Origin of the sequence: Rhizobium croatiense (assembly GCF_019793465.1) — a bacterium.
Taxonomy (GTDB): Bacteria; Pseudomonadota; Alphaproteobacteria; order Rhizobiales; family Rhizobiaceae; genus Rhizobium; species Rhizobium croatiense.
The window spans coordinates 24,443-39,211 of record NZ_JAILYJ010000009.1; the positions used below are offsets into that span (position 1 = coordinate 24,443).

At 61.8% G+C, this 14,769-nt stretch carries 16 protein-coding genes; 3 read left to right on the top strand and 13 right to left on the bottom strand.

The genetic code is table 11. The features are described from left to right. Positions 1-99 precede the first annotated feature (99 nt). On the bottom strand, positions 100-435 hold the full coding sequence (grxD, locus tag K6M89_RS15815) for a Grx4 family monothiol glutaredoxin (protein WP_009994514.1): 336 nt from the start codon (positions 433-435) through the stop codon (positions 100-102). A 233-nt stretch (positions 436-668) separates the two neighbouring features. Continuing rightward, positions 669-899: a hypothetical protein gene (locus K6M89_RS15820; RefSeq protein ID WP_222140089.1), complete on the bottom strand. Its 231-nt coding sequence runs from the start codon at positions 897-899 to the stop codon at positions 669-671. Positions 900-1,065: 166 nt separating this feature from the next. Between K6M89_RS15820 and K6M89_RS15825 the strand changes: the two genes are divergently transcribed. Beyond that, positions 1,066-2,286: a hypothetical protein gene (locus K6M89_RS15825; RefSeq protein ID WP_222140090.1), complete on the top strand. Its 1,221-nt coding sequence runs from the start codon at positions 1,066-1,068 to the stop codon at positions 2,284-2,286. A gap of 378 nt (positions 2,287-2,664) precedes the next feature. On the opposite strand, the gene K6M89_RS15830 is transcribed toward K6M89_RS15825, so the two are convergent. The 4 genes from K6M89_RS15830 to K6M89_RS15845 form a co-directional block, all read right to left on the bottom strand. Then, positions 2,665-2,898 carry a BolA/IbaG family iron-sulfur metabolism protein gene (locus K6M89_RS15830; protein ID WP_004676237.1) on the bottom strand — a complete coding sequence of 78 codons (234 nt, stop codon included), beginning with the start codon at positions 2,896-2,898 and terminating at the stop codon, positions 2,665-2,667. Between the two features lie 19 nt (positions 2,899-2,917). Then, the gene (gene purL, locus K6M89_RS15835) at positions 2,918-5,149 is read right to left on the bottom strand and encodes a phosphoribosylformylglycinamidine synthase subunit PurL (protein ID WP_097583936.1); all 2,232 of its coding nucleotides are present in this window, start codon (positions 5,147-5,149) and stop codon (positions 2,918-2,920) included. A gap of 121 nt (positions 5,150-5,270) precedes the next feature. Continuing rightward, complete coding sequence (locus tag K6M89_RS15840) at positions 5,271-5,846, bottom strand: acyloxyacyl hydrolase (protein ID WP_222140091.1); 576 nt, start codon at positions 5,844-5,846, stop codon at positions 5,271-5,273. 118 nt (positions 5,847-5,964) lie between these two features. Beyond that, positions 5,965-7,383 (bottom strand): aminotransferase-like domain-containing protein, encoded by a 1,419-nt coding sequence (locus tag K6M89_RS15845; protein ID WP_222140092.1) that lies wholly within the window; start codon positions 7,381-7,383, stop codon positions 5,965-5,967. Between the two features lie 81 nt (positions 7,384-7,464). Between K6M89_RS15845 and K6M89_RS15850 the strand changes: the two genes are divergently transcribed. Then, positions 7,465-7,722, top strand: a complete 258-nt coding sequence (locus K6M89_RS15850) for a DUF1127 domain-containing protein (protein WP_222140093.1) — start codon at positions 7,465-7,467, stop codon at positions 7,720-7,722. A gap of 27 nt (positions 7,723-7,749) precedes the next feature. Here the strand turns inward: K6M89_RS15850 and K6M89_RS15855 are convergent, their stop codons facing one another. From K6M89_RS15855 to K6M89_RS15885, 7 genes are all read right to left on the bottom strand, one after another. Next, the gene (locus K6M89_RS15855) at positions 7,750-8,142 is read right to left on the bottom strand and encodes a hypothetical protein (RefSeq protein ID WP_039619973.1); all 393 of its coding nucleotides are present in this window, start codon (positions 8,140-8,142) and stop codon (positions 7,750-7,752) included. A gap of 82 nt (positions 8,143-8,224) precedes the next feature. Next, a complete protein-coding gene (gene purQ, locus K6M89_RS15860; RefSeq protein WP_097583927.1) occupies positions 8,225-8,896 on the bottom strand; it encodes a phosphoribosylformylglycinamidine synthase subunit PurQ in 672 nt (223 codons plus the stop codon). After that, positions 8,893-9,447, bottom strand: coding sequence for an RNA 2'-phosphotransferase (locus tag K6M89_RS15865; protein ID WP_222140094.1), 555 nt, complete (start codon positions 9,445-9,447; stop codon positions 8,893-8,895). Before K6M89_RS15865 ends, purQ begins: the two co-directional genes overlap by 4 nt. Positions 9,448-9,488: 41 nt before the next feature. Then, positions 9,489-9,734 (bottom strand): phosphoribosylformylglycinamidine synthase subunit PurS, encoded by a 246-nt coding sequence (gene purS, locus K6M89_RS15870; protein WP_038689209.1) that lies wholly within the window; start codon positions 9,732-9,734, stop codon positions 9,489-9,491. Positions 9,735-9,749: 15 nt separating this feature from the next. Then, on the bottom strand, positions 9,750-10,514 hold the full coding sequence (gene purC, locus K6M89_RS15875) for a phosphoribosylaminoimidazolesuccinocarboxamide synthase (RefSeq protein WP_004676256.1): 765 nt from the start codon (positions 10,512-10,514) through the stop codon (positions 9,750-9,752). Between the two features lie 249 nt (positions 10,515-10,763). After that, on the bottom strand, positions 10,764-13,058 hold the full coding sequence (locus K6M89_RS15880) for a putative bifunctional diguanylate cyclase/phosphodiesterase (protein ID WP_222140095.1): 2,295 nt from the start codon (positions 13,056-13,058) through the stop codon (positions 10,764-10,766). Positions 13,059-13,149: 91 nt separating this feature from the next. Continuing rightward, positions 13,150-13,707 (bottom strand): RBBP9/YdeN family alpha/beta hydrolase, encoded by a 558-nt coding sequence (locus K6M89_RS15885; RefSeq protein ID WP_222140096.1) that lies wholly within the window; start codon positions 13,705-13,707, stop codon positions 13,150-13,152. Between the two features lie 175 nt (positions 13,708-13,882). Between K6M89_RS15885 and K6M89_RS15890 the strand changes: the two genes are divergently transcribed. Then, positions 13,883-14,686 (top strand): DUF2189 domain-containing protein, encoded by an 804-nt coding sequence (locus tag K6M89_RS15890; RefSeq protein ID WP_222140097.1) that lies wholly within the window; start codon positions 13,883-13,885, stop codon positions 14,684-14,686. The last annotated feature ends 83 nt before the right edge of the window (positions 14,687-14,769 follow it).

Sequence of the window (14,769 nt, forward strand, 5' to 3'; positions counted from 1 at the left end):
ACACAATGAAATTCCCATAAACAGGCCAAGGCGCTGCTCAGCGCAGCGCCTCGGACTCGAGAAACAGATTTGGAAACCGGGCGGACGTCCGGTGACCGGTCAGGCGGCGCCGCGAACGGTGACGCCGTTTTCCTGGAGATGCTGTTGCAGCTCACCGGCCTGGAACATTTCCCGGACGATGTCGCAGCCGCCGATGAACTCGCCCTTTACGTAAAGCTGCGGGATCGTCGGCCAGTTGGAATAATCCTTGATGCCCTGGCGGATCTCCGAATCGGCGAGCACGTTGATGCCCTTATAGTCGACGCCGATGTAATCGAGAATCTGCACGACCTGGCCAGAGAAACCGCATTGCGGAAACTGCGGCGTGCCCTTCATGAAGAGGACGACGTCGTTGCTCTTGATTTCGTTGTCGATGAATTCGTGAATGCCGCTCATGGGACCTGATCCTTTCAACGGGCGGGTTAAAGGCCCACCGTTTCAATCGTTGTCCTTAGATAGCATGTGACAGCAGGAATTCCAGACGCCTAAACCAAAAAAAGACCAATCTGGTCAGACCACTTCGGCGATGTTGCTATCACGTTACGGTTGTCGGGCTAGATGGGCCGCATCCGGTCAATTTCGACGTCGCCGAGGGGCCGGGTTCAGCGGTCGGATAATTGCGTGATGCCTCAGCTGCGGCGCTGGCGGCTGCGACCGGCGGCTGTGCGTCGCTTGCTGACCTGTTTGCGGGCAGGTTTGCGCTTGGCGGAGGTCGTCTTTCGGGCGGCAGCCGTTGTCGCGGCGGGGCGCGTCTTGCGCCTTCTGCGCTTCGTCGTGATGCGGCCGGTGGTTTTCTTCAGGATTTCCTTCAGCACGCCATCGAGGACGCCTGATATCAATTCTTTGACAAGATCGGCCACAAAACCCCTCCGTTCACGGTGGAAACGACATGGCTGCTATTGAATTCCTGATGACTTCGGTTAGCAAGACGCCTTCGAGACCATACCTGCTTTTTCGCCGAGATCGGCGCCACAGCAGCCGGATCGCACGAAACATGCCGGCCATTCGCCCGGCCGAAAGAGCGGAATGAGATTGATAAAAAAGCGGGTCGTCCTGCATTTTCCGGGCTTCGAGCCGCTTGACGGCGTTGCCCACCGGGCGCGCTACGAGCGTTCAGCCAGGCAGAGTTCCGCCGTTTGGGGCTATTCGCTCGCGGTCGGGACGCCGGACGGCGGCAGCGATCCCCTCAGTTTCGAGGTCACGACCAGCGGCGCGGTAACGGGGGCAACCGGCGAGGCGGCGCCCGGGGCAGCCGGGGCGGCGCCTGGGGAAGACCCTGCTCCTGCCACTTGGCAGACGAAAAGCCGGATCCACATGGTCGATCACGACATGTTCGTGCGCAGGCTGCGCAGCGGCAATATGCTGAGCCAGATTGTTGCGGGTTTTCGCAGCTGCGCCCAGATCATGCTCGAAGGCGGCATGCGCGGCTATTTCCGTCATGCCTGGCGCTTCGGCCTGTTCTTCCTCTTTCCGTTCCTGTTGACGGCGCTGGCGATCGCGCTGACGGCGCAGATCGCCGTCACGCCCTACAGTCTCGGCTTTTCACCCTGGCACACGCTCTGGAGCGGGCCGCTGGCGCTCTGCTTCTTCATCTTCGCCTTCCTGCCGTTTTCCGAACGCTTCCACACGCTGCATCTCTTTGCCGATTGGGCAATGGCGGTGGCGCTTGGCCGCATGCACAGGGCCGATTTCAACGATTGGCTGGAAGAGCGAGCTGACGCCGTGCGCAAGGCGCTTGATGAGGAGGCGGATGAATATGTGATCTCCTCGCACAGCATGGGATCGAACGTGGCCGCCCATGTCATCGGCATATTGCTGGAAAGGGATCCGGAGATCTTCAAGGGCAAACGCGTGGTGTTTGCTTCACTCGGCAGCGCCATCCTGCAATGCGCACTGCTGTCATCGGCAAGCCTGCTGCGCGCCCGCGTCGGCTTGATTGCCCGCTGCCCGGAGATTTCGTGGCTCGATGTGCAATGCCTGACGGATTCGATTAATTTCTACAAGGTGCCGGTTGTGGCCGTCTGCGGCCACCCGGACGCGCGCCCGGCGAAGATGCTCCTGATCCGCGTCAAGCAGATGCTGACGCGCGAACATTACCGCAAAATCCGCAAGGATCAGCTACGCGTTCATCGCCAATATGTGCTGGGGCCGGATTTGAAGGCGTCCTTCGACTTCACGCTGATGACATCGGGGCCGATGCCGGCTTCGGTGTTTGCTTATCCGGAGCAGGACAGGTTGCCGGCCTGAAGGCCCGAGTACCTCGGTAGCGATGGACGTATAGCGTTTACACCGAGTGCGTTGTTGGGTTCTTTTGGGGACTCGACTTAATCCCAGCCCGGCAGGGCGTCGGGATCAATGGGCGTTCACAACCACAGCCGACTCTCCGTCATGCTCGGCCTTGAGCCAAGTATCCACACCGCATCGATCAGCAGCAGCCGCATGGATCCCAGGCTCAAGGCCCGGGATGACGGAGAGTGTGTTTGGCGTTCTCGCCGAACTCGCTGCCAGTGTACAAAGACACACAACAGCAGGTGCTTCATAGCCCGGCACTTACTACGCCCTCCCTTACTACCTATACTTGTCATAGGAATGAGAAGCGGCGAGGGTGGCGGGCTACCTCAAATGTCAATCCGGCGCCGAGGTCTGCAGTGCGAGCGCGTGCAATACGCCACCCATATTGCCCTTCAGCGCTTCGTAGACCATCTGGTGCTGCTGCACGCGGCTCTTGCCGCGGAAGGCTTCGGCGACGACTTCGGCGGCGTAATGATCGCCGTCGCCCGCCAGATCGCGGATCGTCACCTTGGCACCGGGAATCCCAGCCTTGATCATGTCTTCGATATCGCCGGGTTTCATGGCCATGATCGTTACTCCTTGCGCATCATTCCGCGGCGAGTTCGCCGCGGCCTTCCATGAAATCAGGGAACCACGATTCATGGGTATCGCGCAATTGCTGAATCGGCAGCGCAATGAGATCGCCGACGACGAGCGCATCGCCACCGACCGTGCCGAGGCGGCGGAAGGGAACGCCGGCGCCTTCCGCATTGACGCAGACGAAATCCGCCACATCCGCCGGCACCGCCAGCACATAGCGCGCCTGATCCTCGCCGAAGAGCAGCGCATGCGGCGCACCCTTGCATTCGCCGAGATCGATCGTCAGCCCCTTGCCGGAGGCCATGGCCATCTCAGCCAGCGCGACGGCAAGGCCGCCCGAGGAAATGTCGTGGCAGGCGGTTGCCTGGCCGTTGCGGATGACGGAGCGGACAAAATCGCCGTTGCGGCGCTCGGCGAAGAGATCCACTTCGGGGGCGGGACCTTCGCGGCTGTCGAGCACATCCCTGAGATAGACGGACTGGCCGAGATGGCTGCCGTCGAGGCCGATCATGATCACCTTGTCGCCGGCGTTGGCGCTGCCGATGCGAACCATCTTGCGCCAGTCCGGCAGCAGGCCGACGCCTGCGATCGTCGGGGTCGGCAGGATGGCGACGCCGTTGGTCTCGTTGTAGAGCGAGACGTTGCCCGACACGATCGGGAAGTCGAGCGCGCGGCAGGCCTCGCCGATGCCCTTCACCGCCTGGACGAACTGGCCCATGATCTCCGGCTTTTCGGGATTGCCGAAGTTGAGATTGTCGGTGGCGGCGAGCGGTTCGGCGCCGGTCGCGGTGATGTTGCGCCAGCATTCGGCGACCGCCTGCTTGCCGCCTTCGAAGGGATCGGCCTCGACATAACGCGGCGTCACGTCGGAGGAGAAGGCAAGCGCCTTGCTCTTATGGCCGTCGACGCGCACGACGCCGGCATCACCGCCCGGAAGCTGCAGCGAATTGCCCTGGATCAGCGTGTCGTATTGCTCATAGACCCAGCGGCGGCTCGACTGGTTGGCCGAGCCGACGAGCTGCAGCAGCGCCTGACCGTAATTTTTGGGTGCGGCGACGAGATTGGCGGGCAGGGGGGCAGGCTTGCCGGATTCGCGCCAGGGGCGATCATATTCCGGCGCCTGGTCGCCGAGATCCTTGATCGGCAGATTGGCGACTTCTTCGCCCTGGTGCACGACGCGGAAGCGCAGGTCGTCGGTCGTCTTGCCGACGATGGCGAAATCGAGGCCCCATTTGACGAAGATCGCCTTGGCTTCATCTTCCTTCTCCGGCTGCAGCACCATGAGCATGCGCTCCTGGCTCTCCGACAGCATCATCTCATAGGCGGTCATCCGCTCTTCGCGCACCGGCACCTTGTCGAGCTCGAGCAGGATGCCGAGATCGCCCTTGGCGCCCATTTCGACGGCCGAGCAGGTGAGGCCGGCAGCACCCATATCCTGGATGGCGATGACGGCGCCGGTCTGCATCAGTTCGAGGCAGGCTTCAAGCAGGCACTTTTCGGTGAAGGGGTCGCCGACCTGAACGGTCGGGCGCTTTTCCTCGATCGATTCGTCGAATTCGGCCGAGGCCATGGTGGCGCCGCCGACACCGTCGCGGCCGGTCTTGGCGCCGAGATAGACGACCGGAAGGCCGACACCCTTGGCTTCGGAGAGGAAAATGGCGTTGGATTTGGCAATGCCGGCGGCAAACGCGTTGACGAGGATGTTGCCGTTGTAGCGGGCGTCGAACTCGACTTCACCGCCGACCGTCGGCACGCCGAAGGAATTGCCGTAGCCGCCGACACCGGAGACGACGCCGGAGACGAGGTGGCGGGTCTTCGGATGATCCGGTTCGCCGAAGCGCAGCGCGTTCATCGCCGCAATCGGCCGCGCGCCCATGGTGAAGACGTCGCGCAGAATGCCGCCGACGCCGGTCGCAGCCCCCTGGTAAGGCTCGATATAGGAGGGGTGGTTGTGGCTCTCCATCTTGAAGACGACGCAATCGCCGTCATCGATATCGACCACGCCGGCATTTTCGCCAGGCCCCTGGATGACGCGCGGCCCCTTGGTCGGCAGCGTGCGCAGCCATTTCTTCGAGGATTTGTAGGAGCAATGCTCGTTCCACATGGCCGAGAAGATGCCGAGCTCGGTGAAAGTCGGTTCGCGGCCGATCAAATCCAGGATGCGCTGGTACTCGTCCGGCTTCAGGCCATGGCCCGCGATGAGTTCCGGCGTGATCGGGATGGTGTTTGGAATGGTCATGAGCGGAAGGTCCCTGGCGCGTTTTGCGCTGTCTTTAGCTTATGTAGCGGCGGCGCGCGACAGAAAAAAGCCCGCCGTCAACAGAGGGCGGGCAGGCTTTTTTCGCAAAGGCGGCAATTGCTCAGAACTTGTAGCCGATCTGGATGCCGGCGCGCGTCATGCCGTCGTTCGGGCCGTCACAGAGATTGGCATGCGAGGAGTGGGCAATCTGGGCCATTACGTTCCAATGCGGGGTGAAACGGTAGCCGGCACCGGCATATTCGTGAAAGAGGACGCGGCAGCCGAGTTCCGGTCCGTCATCATTGTCGTCCAGGTCGCCGGTATGGATGACGCCGCCGAAGCCGGCTTCGGCAAAGAGCTTGTCGTTGAAATCGACAGTCCAGGTGAAGCCGGTGAAGAATTGGGTGGCTTCACCGGCGGTGCCGATCGAGGTGCCAAGATGGACACGGGGGCGCAGCAACTGTTGCTGCCAGCCAACGGCCTGCTCATATCCGAAAGGGTCGAAGAGGGCTGTGATTTCGGGAAAGACGCCGTCTTCCCGAGAATGTCCCGATTGCAGCGAGGTCGATACCCCGAAACGCAGTTCATCAAATATCTGCTCACCGGCGGACGCCGAGTCCGCCACGGTGCCGGCTACCGCTGCCAATAGCGCCGTGGTCAAAAAACGCAACACGAAGCTTCCGAAGTCCGCACTCATTTGCTGTCCCTTGATTCGCGTCACGCGAGATAGAGGTAGCAGCATACAGATTGAGTCGGCAAACCGCTGCAAATGGTCCAGGCGTCTTTTCTAAATTATGACGTGTATTTGCAACAGGTCATATTTCGCCATCATAGGCGGATCCGCCATTTTCCAGCAGCCGGCGCAAGATCATCAGGCCGGAGATCAGTTCCTGCCCTGTCTTCGGCGAGGAAAAACCGATGCGAACGCGATGATAGGATTTCTCCCCGCGGGCTGCCTTGAACTCGTCCTCGTCATCGACGAGCACACCATCCCGGAAAGCGGCATTCTTGAACGTGCCCGACATCCAAGGCTCCGGCAATTTCAGCCAGAGGAAGGGCGCATGCGGGTGCGACGCAAAATCGAAACCCTGCAGCTGCTCGCGAACGATCCGGACACGTCGGCAGAGTTCCTCGACGCTTTGCTTGCGGATCTCGTGGGCCGTGCCGCTTTCGACGAGGCGTGCGCAGGTTTCGGCCAGAATGAAGGGCAGGCCGCCGGTGATCATCTTATGCGTCACCCGGATGCGCTGGGCAAAATGCGGCGGGCAGGCGACCCAGCCGCCGCGCACGCCGGCGGCGACCGATTTCGACAGCCCGTTGACCAGGAAGGTGCGATCGGGGGCAAGTGAGGCAAGCAGTGGCGTATCATCGTCGGCCATGCCGCCGTAGAGATCATCTTCGATCAGCCAGACGCCGTGTCTCCTGGCGATCGCGGCGATTGCCGCGCGCCGCTCGTGGGGCATGATCGTTACCGTCGGATTGTGAACGGTCGGCATCAGGAAGGCGATCTTTGGATGTTGTTGCTGGCAGAGCCGCTCGAAATCGTCCGGGATCACCCCATGTTCGTCGGAATCGACCGTCAGCGTGCGGCGTCCGAGAAGGCGGGCGCTGCGGCTGACCTGTGTATAGGTGAGATCCTCAAAGACGATCTTGTCGCCCGGCGCCGAGACGGCGGCGATGACGGCAACCGCCGCTGCATGAGCGCCGAGTGTCGGCACTATGTTTTCGACATCCGGCGTCCAGCCGCTGCGGGCAAGCCAGAGACGGCCGGCTTCGAACCAGTTGCGCGGAAACGTGCGGGAATAGGATGAAATCTCCGCGAGATGCTGTTCACCGATCTCGGCGAGGATGCCGGCTATGATCTTGCCCTGGCCGAGGTCTGGTGCTGCCGTGGTATCGAAGCGGATTTTGTCGGCAGGCGCGTCCTGGACGCGGGTGCCACTGAGCGAGACAGTCAGCGGGTCGGTCTGTTCGCCGGGCTGCGTTTCGGAGCGGTTCAGCACATAGGTGCCGCGGCCGACCTCGCCGGCGACTAGGCCGCGCTCGTGCACCAGCGCATAGGCGCGGCCGATTGTGCCGATGGTCACGCCGATATCATAGGCGAGGTTGCGTTGCGGCGGCAATTTGCTGCCGGCGGGCAGGGCGCCGCTCGCGATGGCGGATTCAATGCTGTCGGCAAGCCGGAGATAGACCGGTCCGGAACCGCGGGAAATATCGGGAAGCCAATTTGTCATGGTGACAATTGTATATATTGGCACATTGTATCGGTCAAGCGTATGAGTCAATTCCAGTGGCAAACCGAGAGGATTTCTGGAATGTCTGCCTTGCCTGAGATCAAAATGCCGATTGTACCGATTGTCTCTTATGAAGATAGGAGGCAGATCGTCCTTCCCGTAGCGCCTCCTGAGGTGACGACGCGTTTGGGGCGGATTTGGACCGCAATTCTTCTCTGGCATCAGAAGCGGGAAGGCCGGCGGGCGCTGAGATGCCTGACGACGAGCGAGCTCAAGGATATCGGCGTGTCGCAGTCCGAAGCCGCACGCGAAGTCGGCAAGTCGTTCTTCTGGGACTGAATGCGTTATCGGGATCGGCTGCCGCGATCAGCTGCAGGCTTTGTTGCCGCCCGACCAGCGATTGACGTCGGCGACGATGCGGCCGGCGACCGGTTCCGACATCATCGGACCGAAGGCCTGGAGACGCGACGGGCTTCCCTCGGCCTGAACGACAAGCAGCGGCCGACTTTCCGGGCTGCCCTTGTGGACGAGCAGGATGCGAGGCCGGCCGGTGAAGGAATTAAGCTCCGGCGCGAGTTTATAGGCTGCAAAAGCCGGGTCACCCGACTTGAACCAGCAGGCACTGGCGCCGAGCGCCACGCGTTCCATCGTCGGCAGCGCGGCGCGGTTGGGGCCTGTCGTCGGCGCCGGCGTCTGGCAGGCTGCGAGCATGGCTGCGAGAGCGGTCAACAGGGCGGGGTTTGCGAGGCGATGGCGCATCAATCTTGCTCCGATCCGGACGGAAATTTTCGTGTGATGCCGTTGCCCAAGACCGCGCGCGCTTTTGGCCAACGTGCAGGGCTCAGGCGGCGATGACGTCGAGCGCCGAGGCGAAGAGGCCGCGGCCGTCCGAACCGCCATGGGCGGCTTCGATCAGGTTTTCCGGATGCGGCATCATGCCGAGCACATTGCCCTTGTCGTTCATGACCGCGGCGATATCGTTGAGCGAGCCGTTGGGGTTGGTGCCCTCGGCATAACGGAAGACCACCTGGCCATTGCCTTCGATCTTCGCCAGCGTGGCTTCGTCGGCGAAATAATTGCCGTCATGATGGGCAACGGGGCAGCGGATGACCTGGCCTTGCGCGTAGGCGCGGGTGAAATCCGTCTCGGCATTGACGACTTCGAGTTTGATCTCGCGGCAGACGAATTTCAGCGAGGCATTGCGCATCAGCGCGCCGGGCAGCAGGCCGGCTTCGACGAGGATCTGGAAGCCGTTGCAGACGCCGAGCACTTTCACGCCCTTTGCAGCCTTGTCGATGATCGCCTGCATGACCGGCATGCGGGCGGCGATTGCGCCGCAACGCAGGTAGTCGCCATAGGAGAAGCCGCCGGGAATGACGATCAGGTCGACATCCGGGATTTCCGCTTCCGTCTGCCAGATCGTCACCGGCTCGCGGCCGGAGATCTTGGTCAGGGCTGCGATCATGTCGCGGTCGCGGTTGAGGCCCGGAAGTTGAACGACAGCTGATTTCATGGGGTCCCTGCGTCTGGCGAAAGATATTGAACTGGAACGCTTTCAGTGAGCCATACTCCAATGTCGGAGACAAAGAAAGAATGACCCTCTGAAAACATGCGGGCAGCGTCCACGCGAAGGATGACATGCCCGCCCTTGCGGCGCAGCGCGACGATTTTTGCCGTTTCGACATCCGCCGAGAGATGCACGTGGTGGCGCTGCATCTTCTTCAAGCCCTCGCGCTCGATCGAGTGCCAGGCAATCGCGGAGGTGCCGTGGAAAAGATCTGCCGGCGGCTCGACCGCGGTCAGCGCAAGATCGACCTCGACGCTGTGACCCTGGTTCGCGCGAATTCTGTTGTCGGCGAGCGTGAAGCGCTTCTTTGGATTGTTTTCGATGATCGCGATAATCTCGGCGCGGGAGACATCGTATTTCGACGTCAAGGCCTTTTCGAGCTCCTCGAACGCCACCCAGCCCTCGCCATCAAGCGTCAAGCCGGCGGCATCGGGCGCATGGCGCAGGACATAGCTCATATATTTCGAGACTTCCGTCTCCAGCTGTGCCTTCGTCATGACGCCAAATCCTCAAAGTCCGCCGGACGACGGGTCGGTGATCATCCGTCGATCGCGATCGCGTAGTTCTCGATCACCGTATTGGCGAGCAGTTTTTCGCACATCGCCTTGAGGTCGGCCTCGGCCTTCGCCTTGTCGGCGCCCTCGAGCTCCAGGTCGAAGACCTTGCCCTGTCTGATATGGCCGACGCCCGAGAAGCCGAGGGCGCCGAGCGCGCCTTCGATCGCCTTGCCCTGCGGATCGAGAACGCCGTTTTTCAGCGTGACGGTGACACGAGCCTTGATCACTTTGTCTATCCTGCCTTACTTGACGAGAACCGGGCCGGTGCCGCGCACAGGCTCGTTTTCATTGATGATGCCGAGACGGCGTGCGACTTCGGAATAGGCTTCGAGCAAGCCGCCGAGATCGCGGCGGAAGCGGTCCTTGTCCATCTTCTCGCGGGTTTCGATATCCCAGAGCCGGCAGCTGTCCGGCGAGATTTCGTCGGCGAGGATGATGCGCATCATATCGCCTTCAAAGAGGCGGCCGCATTCGATCTTGAAATCCACGAGCTGGATGCCGACGCCGAGGAACAGACCGGTCATGAAATCGTTGACGCGGATGGCAAGCGCCATGATGTCGTCGAGTTCGGCCGGATTGGCCCAGCCGAACGCGGTGATGTGCTCTTCCGAGACCATCGGATCGTCGAGGGCATCCGATTTGTAGTAGAACTCGATGATCGAGCGCGGCAGCACGACGCCTTCTTCGATACCAAGGCGCTTGGCAAGCGAACCGGCGGCGACATTGCGCACGACGATCTCCAGCGGGATCATTTCCACTTCCTTGATCAACTGCTCGCGCATGTTGAGCCGGCGGATGAAATGAGTGGGGATGCCGATCTTGTTCAGATGGCTGAAGATATATTCGGAAATCCGGTTGTTGAGGACGCCCTTGCCGTCGATGACTTCATGTTTCTTCTTGTTGAAGGCGGTGGCATCGTCCTTGAAAAACTGGATCAAGGTGCCCGGTTCCGGACCCTCATACAGAATCTTTGCCTTGCCCTCGTAGATACGGCGGCGACGGTTCATCGTGGTCATTCTCTGTTGTTGGCGCTCTTGGGATAGCGCGAGTGGATCGATCTCGTGGCGTCCCCTTAAAGGAAAAGAGTGGGTTTCACAATCCGCCTGTCGCTCCTTCCCTCTTTTCGGGATTTCTGGACCCGGTTTCCGGATTTTACGGAATACCGCCAGGAGAATCGAATGGATTCCCAAGAGGAGTTTAGCGCCTTTTCCTGTAGCGTGGAATGAAGGCGAAATGGCGGGCCGCTTATCCAGGTTTTATTTGGCAGCTCTGCTTGGCATCGCGCGGCCAAGCTGCGCCTGCAGGGCGCGAGCGGCAGTTTGCCCGTGACGCCAGCTGCCGGCGCGGACGAAGGAAGGGATCTGCATGGCCGGCATCGGCCGGGCGAGCGCATAGCCCTGCAGCATATCGCAATCGAGTCCTTCGAGGATGCGGATGTGATCCGCCGTCTCGACGCCCTCGGCAATGACGCGGATGTTGAGCGAGCGGCCGATGTCGATGATCGAGCCGACTAGTTTGCGCTGCTCGGCCGATTGCGGCAGCAGGCGGATCAGCTCGCGGTCGATCTTCAGCGTCGTCGGGCTCAGGCGCAGCAGGCTGACGATCGAGGCGTGGCCGGTGCCGAAATCGTCGATCTGGATGTCGATGCCGAGCTTGCGCAGCTTCTTGAGGTTGGCCGACACCAGCGCGTCGCAATCGTCGAGCGAGATCGATTCCAGCAGTTCGAAGGCGATGGCGCCGGGTTCGATCTTCAGGGCGCGGAGCTTCTTGCCGAGATCGGGATCGGCAAGCCGGCGGGCGGAAACGTTGACCGATACTTTTGGAATCGACAGCCCGTCCTTGATCCAGGCGCGGCGGTCGGCCAGGGCGCGCTCCAGGATCAGCGCATCGATCGTCGAGACGACGTCGAGATCCTCGGCGATATCGAGAAAGCGGTCGGGCGTCAAAAGCCCGTGCCGGGGATGCTGCCAGCGGGCGAGCGTCTCGACGCCGGTGACATCGAGGGTGCGGGCATCGAACTGCAATTGATAGAAGGGCACGAATTCGTTGCGCTCGAGGCCGATCAGAATCTCGTCGGCGAGCTGCTTGGCCGAGACGACATCGCTGCGGGCCGATGCCGAAAAGAATTCGAAGCGGTTGCGGCCCAGCCCCTTGGCGCGATAGAGCGCGATGTCGGCGTCGAGCAGGATTCGCTTGGCGTCGAGCCTGGCGCCGCTGTCGACGGCGATGCCGATGCTGGCGCCGAAACGGCAGTCGTGCCCCTCGTATCTGACGGGCTTGCGCAATTCGCGGATCACGCGTTCGGCAAGGCCGGCGATCTTTTTCGAGGCGGGATCGACGGCACAGAGGATGACGAATTCATCGCCGCCGATGCGCGCGACGAAATCGGCGGCACGGACGGAGTTTCTCAGCACATTCGCCGCGTGCTGCAGCATGGCGTCGCCGGCCCGGTGGCCAAGTGTATCGTTGATCTGCTTGAAGCGGTCGAGATCGATGTGGAGAATCGCCAGCGCAAGGCCCTTGGCGCGGCATTCGGCCGAGCGCTCGTCCAGCATCTTGTCGAGATAGCGCCGGTTCGGCAGGCCGGTGAGGTAATCGTGCAGTGCCAGGTGCTCGATACTCTCCTTGGCGGCTTCGAGCTCGCGGTTGCGGGCTTCCGCCAGATCCTTGGCGCGCTGCAGCTCGTTGCGGAGCGCGACGTCCTCGGTGACGTCCCAGTTGGCGCCGATCAGCTTGCGGTGGCCGTTGCCATCGACGAAAAAAGCCGAGCGGGCGCGGATGATGCGTTCGGCGCCGTCACCACGGATGATACGATATTCCTGCTGGAAATCGCTGCCGCTTTCGACGCTGCGGCCGGCCAGGCCGAGCACGCGTTCGCGGTCGTCGGGATGCAGGCTTTTCGCCCAGGCATCGCCCGCGATCTGATGCGAGGCGCCCTGCAGGCCGTAAATGGCGATGAGGCGATCGTCCCATTCGACCGTATCATTCTCGATATCGGCCTCGAAGACGCCGATGTGGGAAATCTCCAACGCCAGGTCGAGCCGGCGCGACAGGCGCGACAGCGTCTCCTCGGCTTCCTTGCGGGCGGTGATATCGATATCCGTGCCGACGATGCGGGTCGGCACACCATTCTCGTCCCATTCCACGCAGGCGCCGCGGCAGTCGATCCAGACCCAGTGGCCGTCCCTGTGGCGCTCGCGATACTGAAAGATCTGATAATCCGGATCGCCGGCGTTCTGACGCTCGATGGCATGCGCGACGAATTCGCGGTCGTCGGGATGGACGAGCTGCAGCCAGGCATCGTAATCGCCGGCGACCTCCTCGTCGGGCGCCATTCCGCGAATGGTTTTCCACGTGGGCGAGTAATATTTCCGGTCGAGGCGGTAGTTGTGATCCCATACGCCGAGGCCCGAGCCGACCAGCGCATGGTTCCAACGGCTCTCCCGTTCCGCCAGTTCGGAATCGCCGGCTGCCCCGCCGACGCCTGCCGCAGCCGCTGTGGCATCGCCATGCGGGTTCTCGGCCTCTGGATGGGCTTTCTTCACGGGCATTCTCGCTAATTCATCTCAGGCGCAGTCTGCTGTCTTTCCATTAAGAAAGACTTAGAAAGCAACTGCTGACTTAACGAGAAGGCGGTTTTCCTCAATCGGCGGAGAGACGGCTGAGGAACTGGGCAAAGACCATCGTGCCCTCTGGCCAGGGGCCGTGACCGGAATCGGCATTGATATGCCCGGCCTCGCCGGCATCGACGAGAAAGGAGCCCCAACTGCTGGCGATATCGTCGGCATGCTCGTAGCTGCCGAACGGGTCGTTGCGGCTCGCCACGGTAATCGACGGGAAGGGCAGCGGCTCGCGCGGGTAGGGGCCGAAGGTCATCAAGTGCTTCGGGCGGATGTCGGGATTGGTGACATCGGGCGGAGCGACGAGGAAGGCGCCCGCCACCCGATTGTGGAAAAGCGGGATGGCGTGGATCGCCGAGGGCACGCCCAGCGAATGAGCGACGAGCACGACGGGCCGGGTCGAGGCGTTCACCTCCTCGGCGATACGGGCGATCCAATCCTCGCGGACCGGCTTCGTCCATTCGGCCTGTTCGACGCGCCGCGCCGTGCTGAGCTTCGCTTCCCAGCGGCTCTGCCAATGGCCGGGGCCGGAATTGGTATAGCCGGGGATGATGAGGATATCTGCGTCTGAGGCTTTCATAGTGCCGCCGATGTGAGAAAGCCTGTCGAAGATGTCAAGAGGGGGCATCAAGGGAGAGAGCGACACGCGCCTTGATATTTGTTATATTGCTCCAGTGCCGGTTGCGGATTTCGTATCGGCTTGCCCGCCGATGCGTGCCGCCGCCGACTAAGTCTCGGCTGAGGAGGAGAAAGCCATGGCGGCATTTCATGTCATGACGGGTGCCAGCGAAAGCTTAGCGCGGCCCGTCGTCAATCGCATTGGTATTGCTGACGTCTTCGACGCGCTGAAGCGCGGGCTCGACGATTTTAAGGAAAAACCTTCACATTATGTGTTCCTGTGCCTGATGTATCCGATCGCCGGCATCTTCCTGACACTATGGACCTCCGGCGCCAATCTTCTTCCGATGGTCTTCCCGCTGATGTCCGGTTTCGTGCTGATCGGCCCGATCGCGGCGATCGGCCTTTATGAGATCAGCCGCCGGCGCGAGGAAGGCCTCGATACGTCATGGACGCATGCTCTCGAAGTGCGCCATTCGCCGGCACTGCCGTCGATCGTCGCGGTCGGGCTGATGCTTTTTGCCCTTTTCGTCGTCTGGCTGGTGACGGCGCAGACGCTTTACACCAATCTTCTCGGAGAAGTGTTTCCGCGCTCCATGACAGATTTCACCCGCCAGGTTTTCGGCACGGCTCAAGGCCTGCAGCTGATTATCTGGGGTAATCTCATCGGCTTCGTCTTCGCGCTGGTGGTGCTGGCTATCTCCGTCATCACCTTTCCGCTGCTGCTCGACCGCGATGTCGGGGCCGTCGCCGCCGTCGTGACCTCGATCCGGGCCACGGTCGCCAATCCGGTACCGGTGCTGCTCTGGGGCCTGATCGTCGCGGCACTGCTCGTCATCGGCACGATCCCGGTCTTTGCCGGGCTTGCGCTCGTCATCCCGATCCTTGGCCATGCGACCTGGCATCTCTATCGCAAGCTGGTTGCTAGGGAAATCGCCTAAACAGAGCCCCATTCCCGGGGTCGGATTCCGATTTCCCCGGGAACCTCAAACCTGCCTCGGAGTTCTTAGCGTAGGCTTCGAGG

What these genes read in the sequence shown, in the direction of transcription:
- grxD (WP_009994514.1), bottom strand. Translation starts at nt 435, where the DNA reads ATGAGCGGCATTCACGAATTCATCGACAACGAAATCAAGAGCAACGAC.
- K6M89_RS15825 (WP_222140090.1), top strand. Translation starts at nt 1,066, where the DNA reads ATGAGATTGATAAAAAAGCGGGTCGTCCTGCATTTTCCGGGCTTCGAG.
- K6M89_RS15830 (WP_004676237.1), bottom strand. Translation starts at nt 2,898, where the DNA reads ATGGCCATGAAACCCGGCGATATCGAAGACATGATCAAGGCTGGGATT.
- purL (WP_097583936.1), bottom strand. Translation starts at nt 5,149, where the DNA reads ATGACCATTCCAAACACCATCCCGATCACGCCGGAACTCATCGCGGGC.
- K6M89_RS15840 (WP_222140091.1), bottom strand. Translation starts at nt 5,846, where the DNA reads ATGAGTGCGGACTTCGGAAGCTTCGTGTTGCGTTTTTTGACCACGGCG.
- K6M89_RS15845 (WP_222140092.1), bottom strand. Translation starts at nt 7,383, where the DNA reads ATGACAAATTGGCTTCCCGATATTTCCCGCGGTTCCGGACCGGTCTAT.
- K6M89_RS15850 (WP_222140093.1), top strand. Translation starts at nt 7,465, where the DNA reads ATGTCTGCCTTGCCTGAGATCAAAATGCCGATTGTACCGATTGTCTCT.
- K6M89_RS15855 (WP_039619973.1), bottom strand. Translation starts at nt 8,142, where the DNA reads ATGCGCCATCGCCTCGCAAACCCCGCCCTGTTGACCGCTCTCGCAGCC.
- purQ (WP_097583927.1), bottom strand. Translation starts at nt 8,896, where the DNA reads ATGAAATCAGCTGTCGTTCAACTTCCGGGCCTCAACCGCGACCGCGAC.
- K6M89_RS15865 (WP_222140094.1), bottom strand. Translation starts at nt 9,447, where the DNA reads ATGACGAAGGCACAGCTGGAGACGGAAGTCTCGAAATATATGAGCTAT.
- purC (WP_004676256.1), bottom strand. Translation starts at nt 10,514, where the DNA reads ATGAACCGTCGCCGCCGTATCTACGAGGGCAAGGCAAAGATTCTGTAT.
- K6M89_RS15880 (WP_222140095.1), bottom strand. Translation starts at nt 13,058, where the DNA reads ATGCCCGTGAAGAAAGCCCATCCAGAGGCCGAGAACCCGCATGGCGAT.
- K6M89_RS15885 (WP_222140096.1), bottom strand. Translation starts at nt 13,707, where the DNA reads ATGAAAGCCTCAGACGCAGATATCCTCATCATCCCCGGCTATACCAAT.
- K6M89_RS15890 (WP_222140097.1), top strand. Translation starts at nt 13,883, where the DNA reads ATGGCGGCATTTCATGTCATGACGGGTGCCAGCGAAAGCTTAGCGCGG.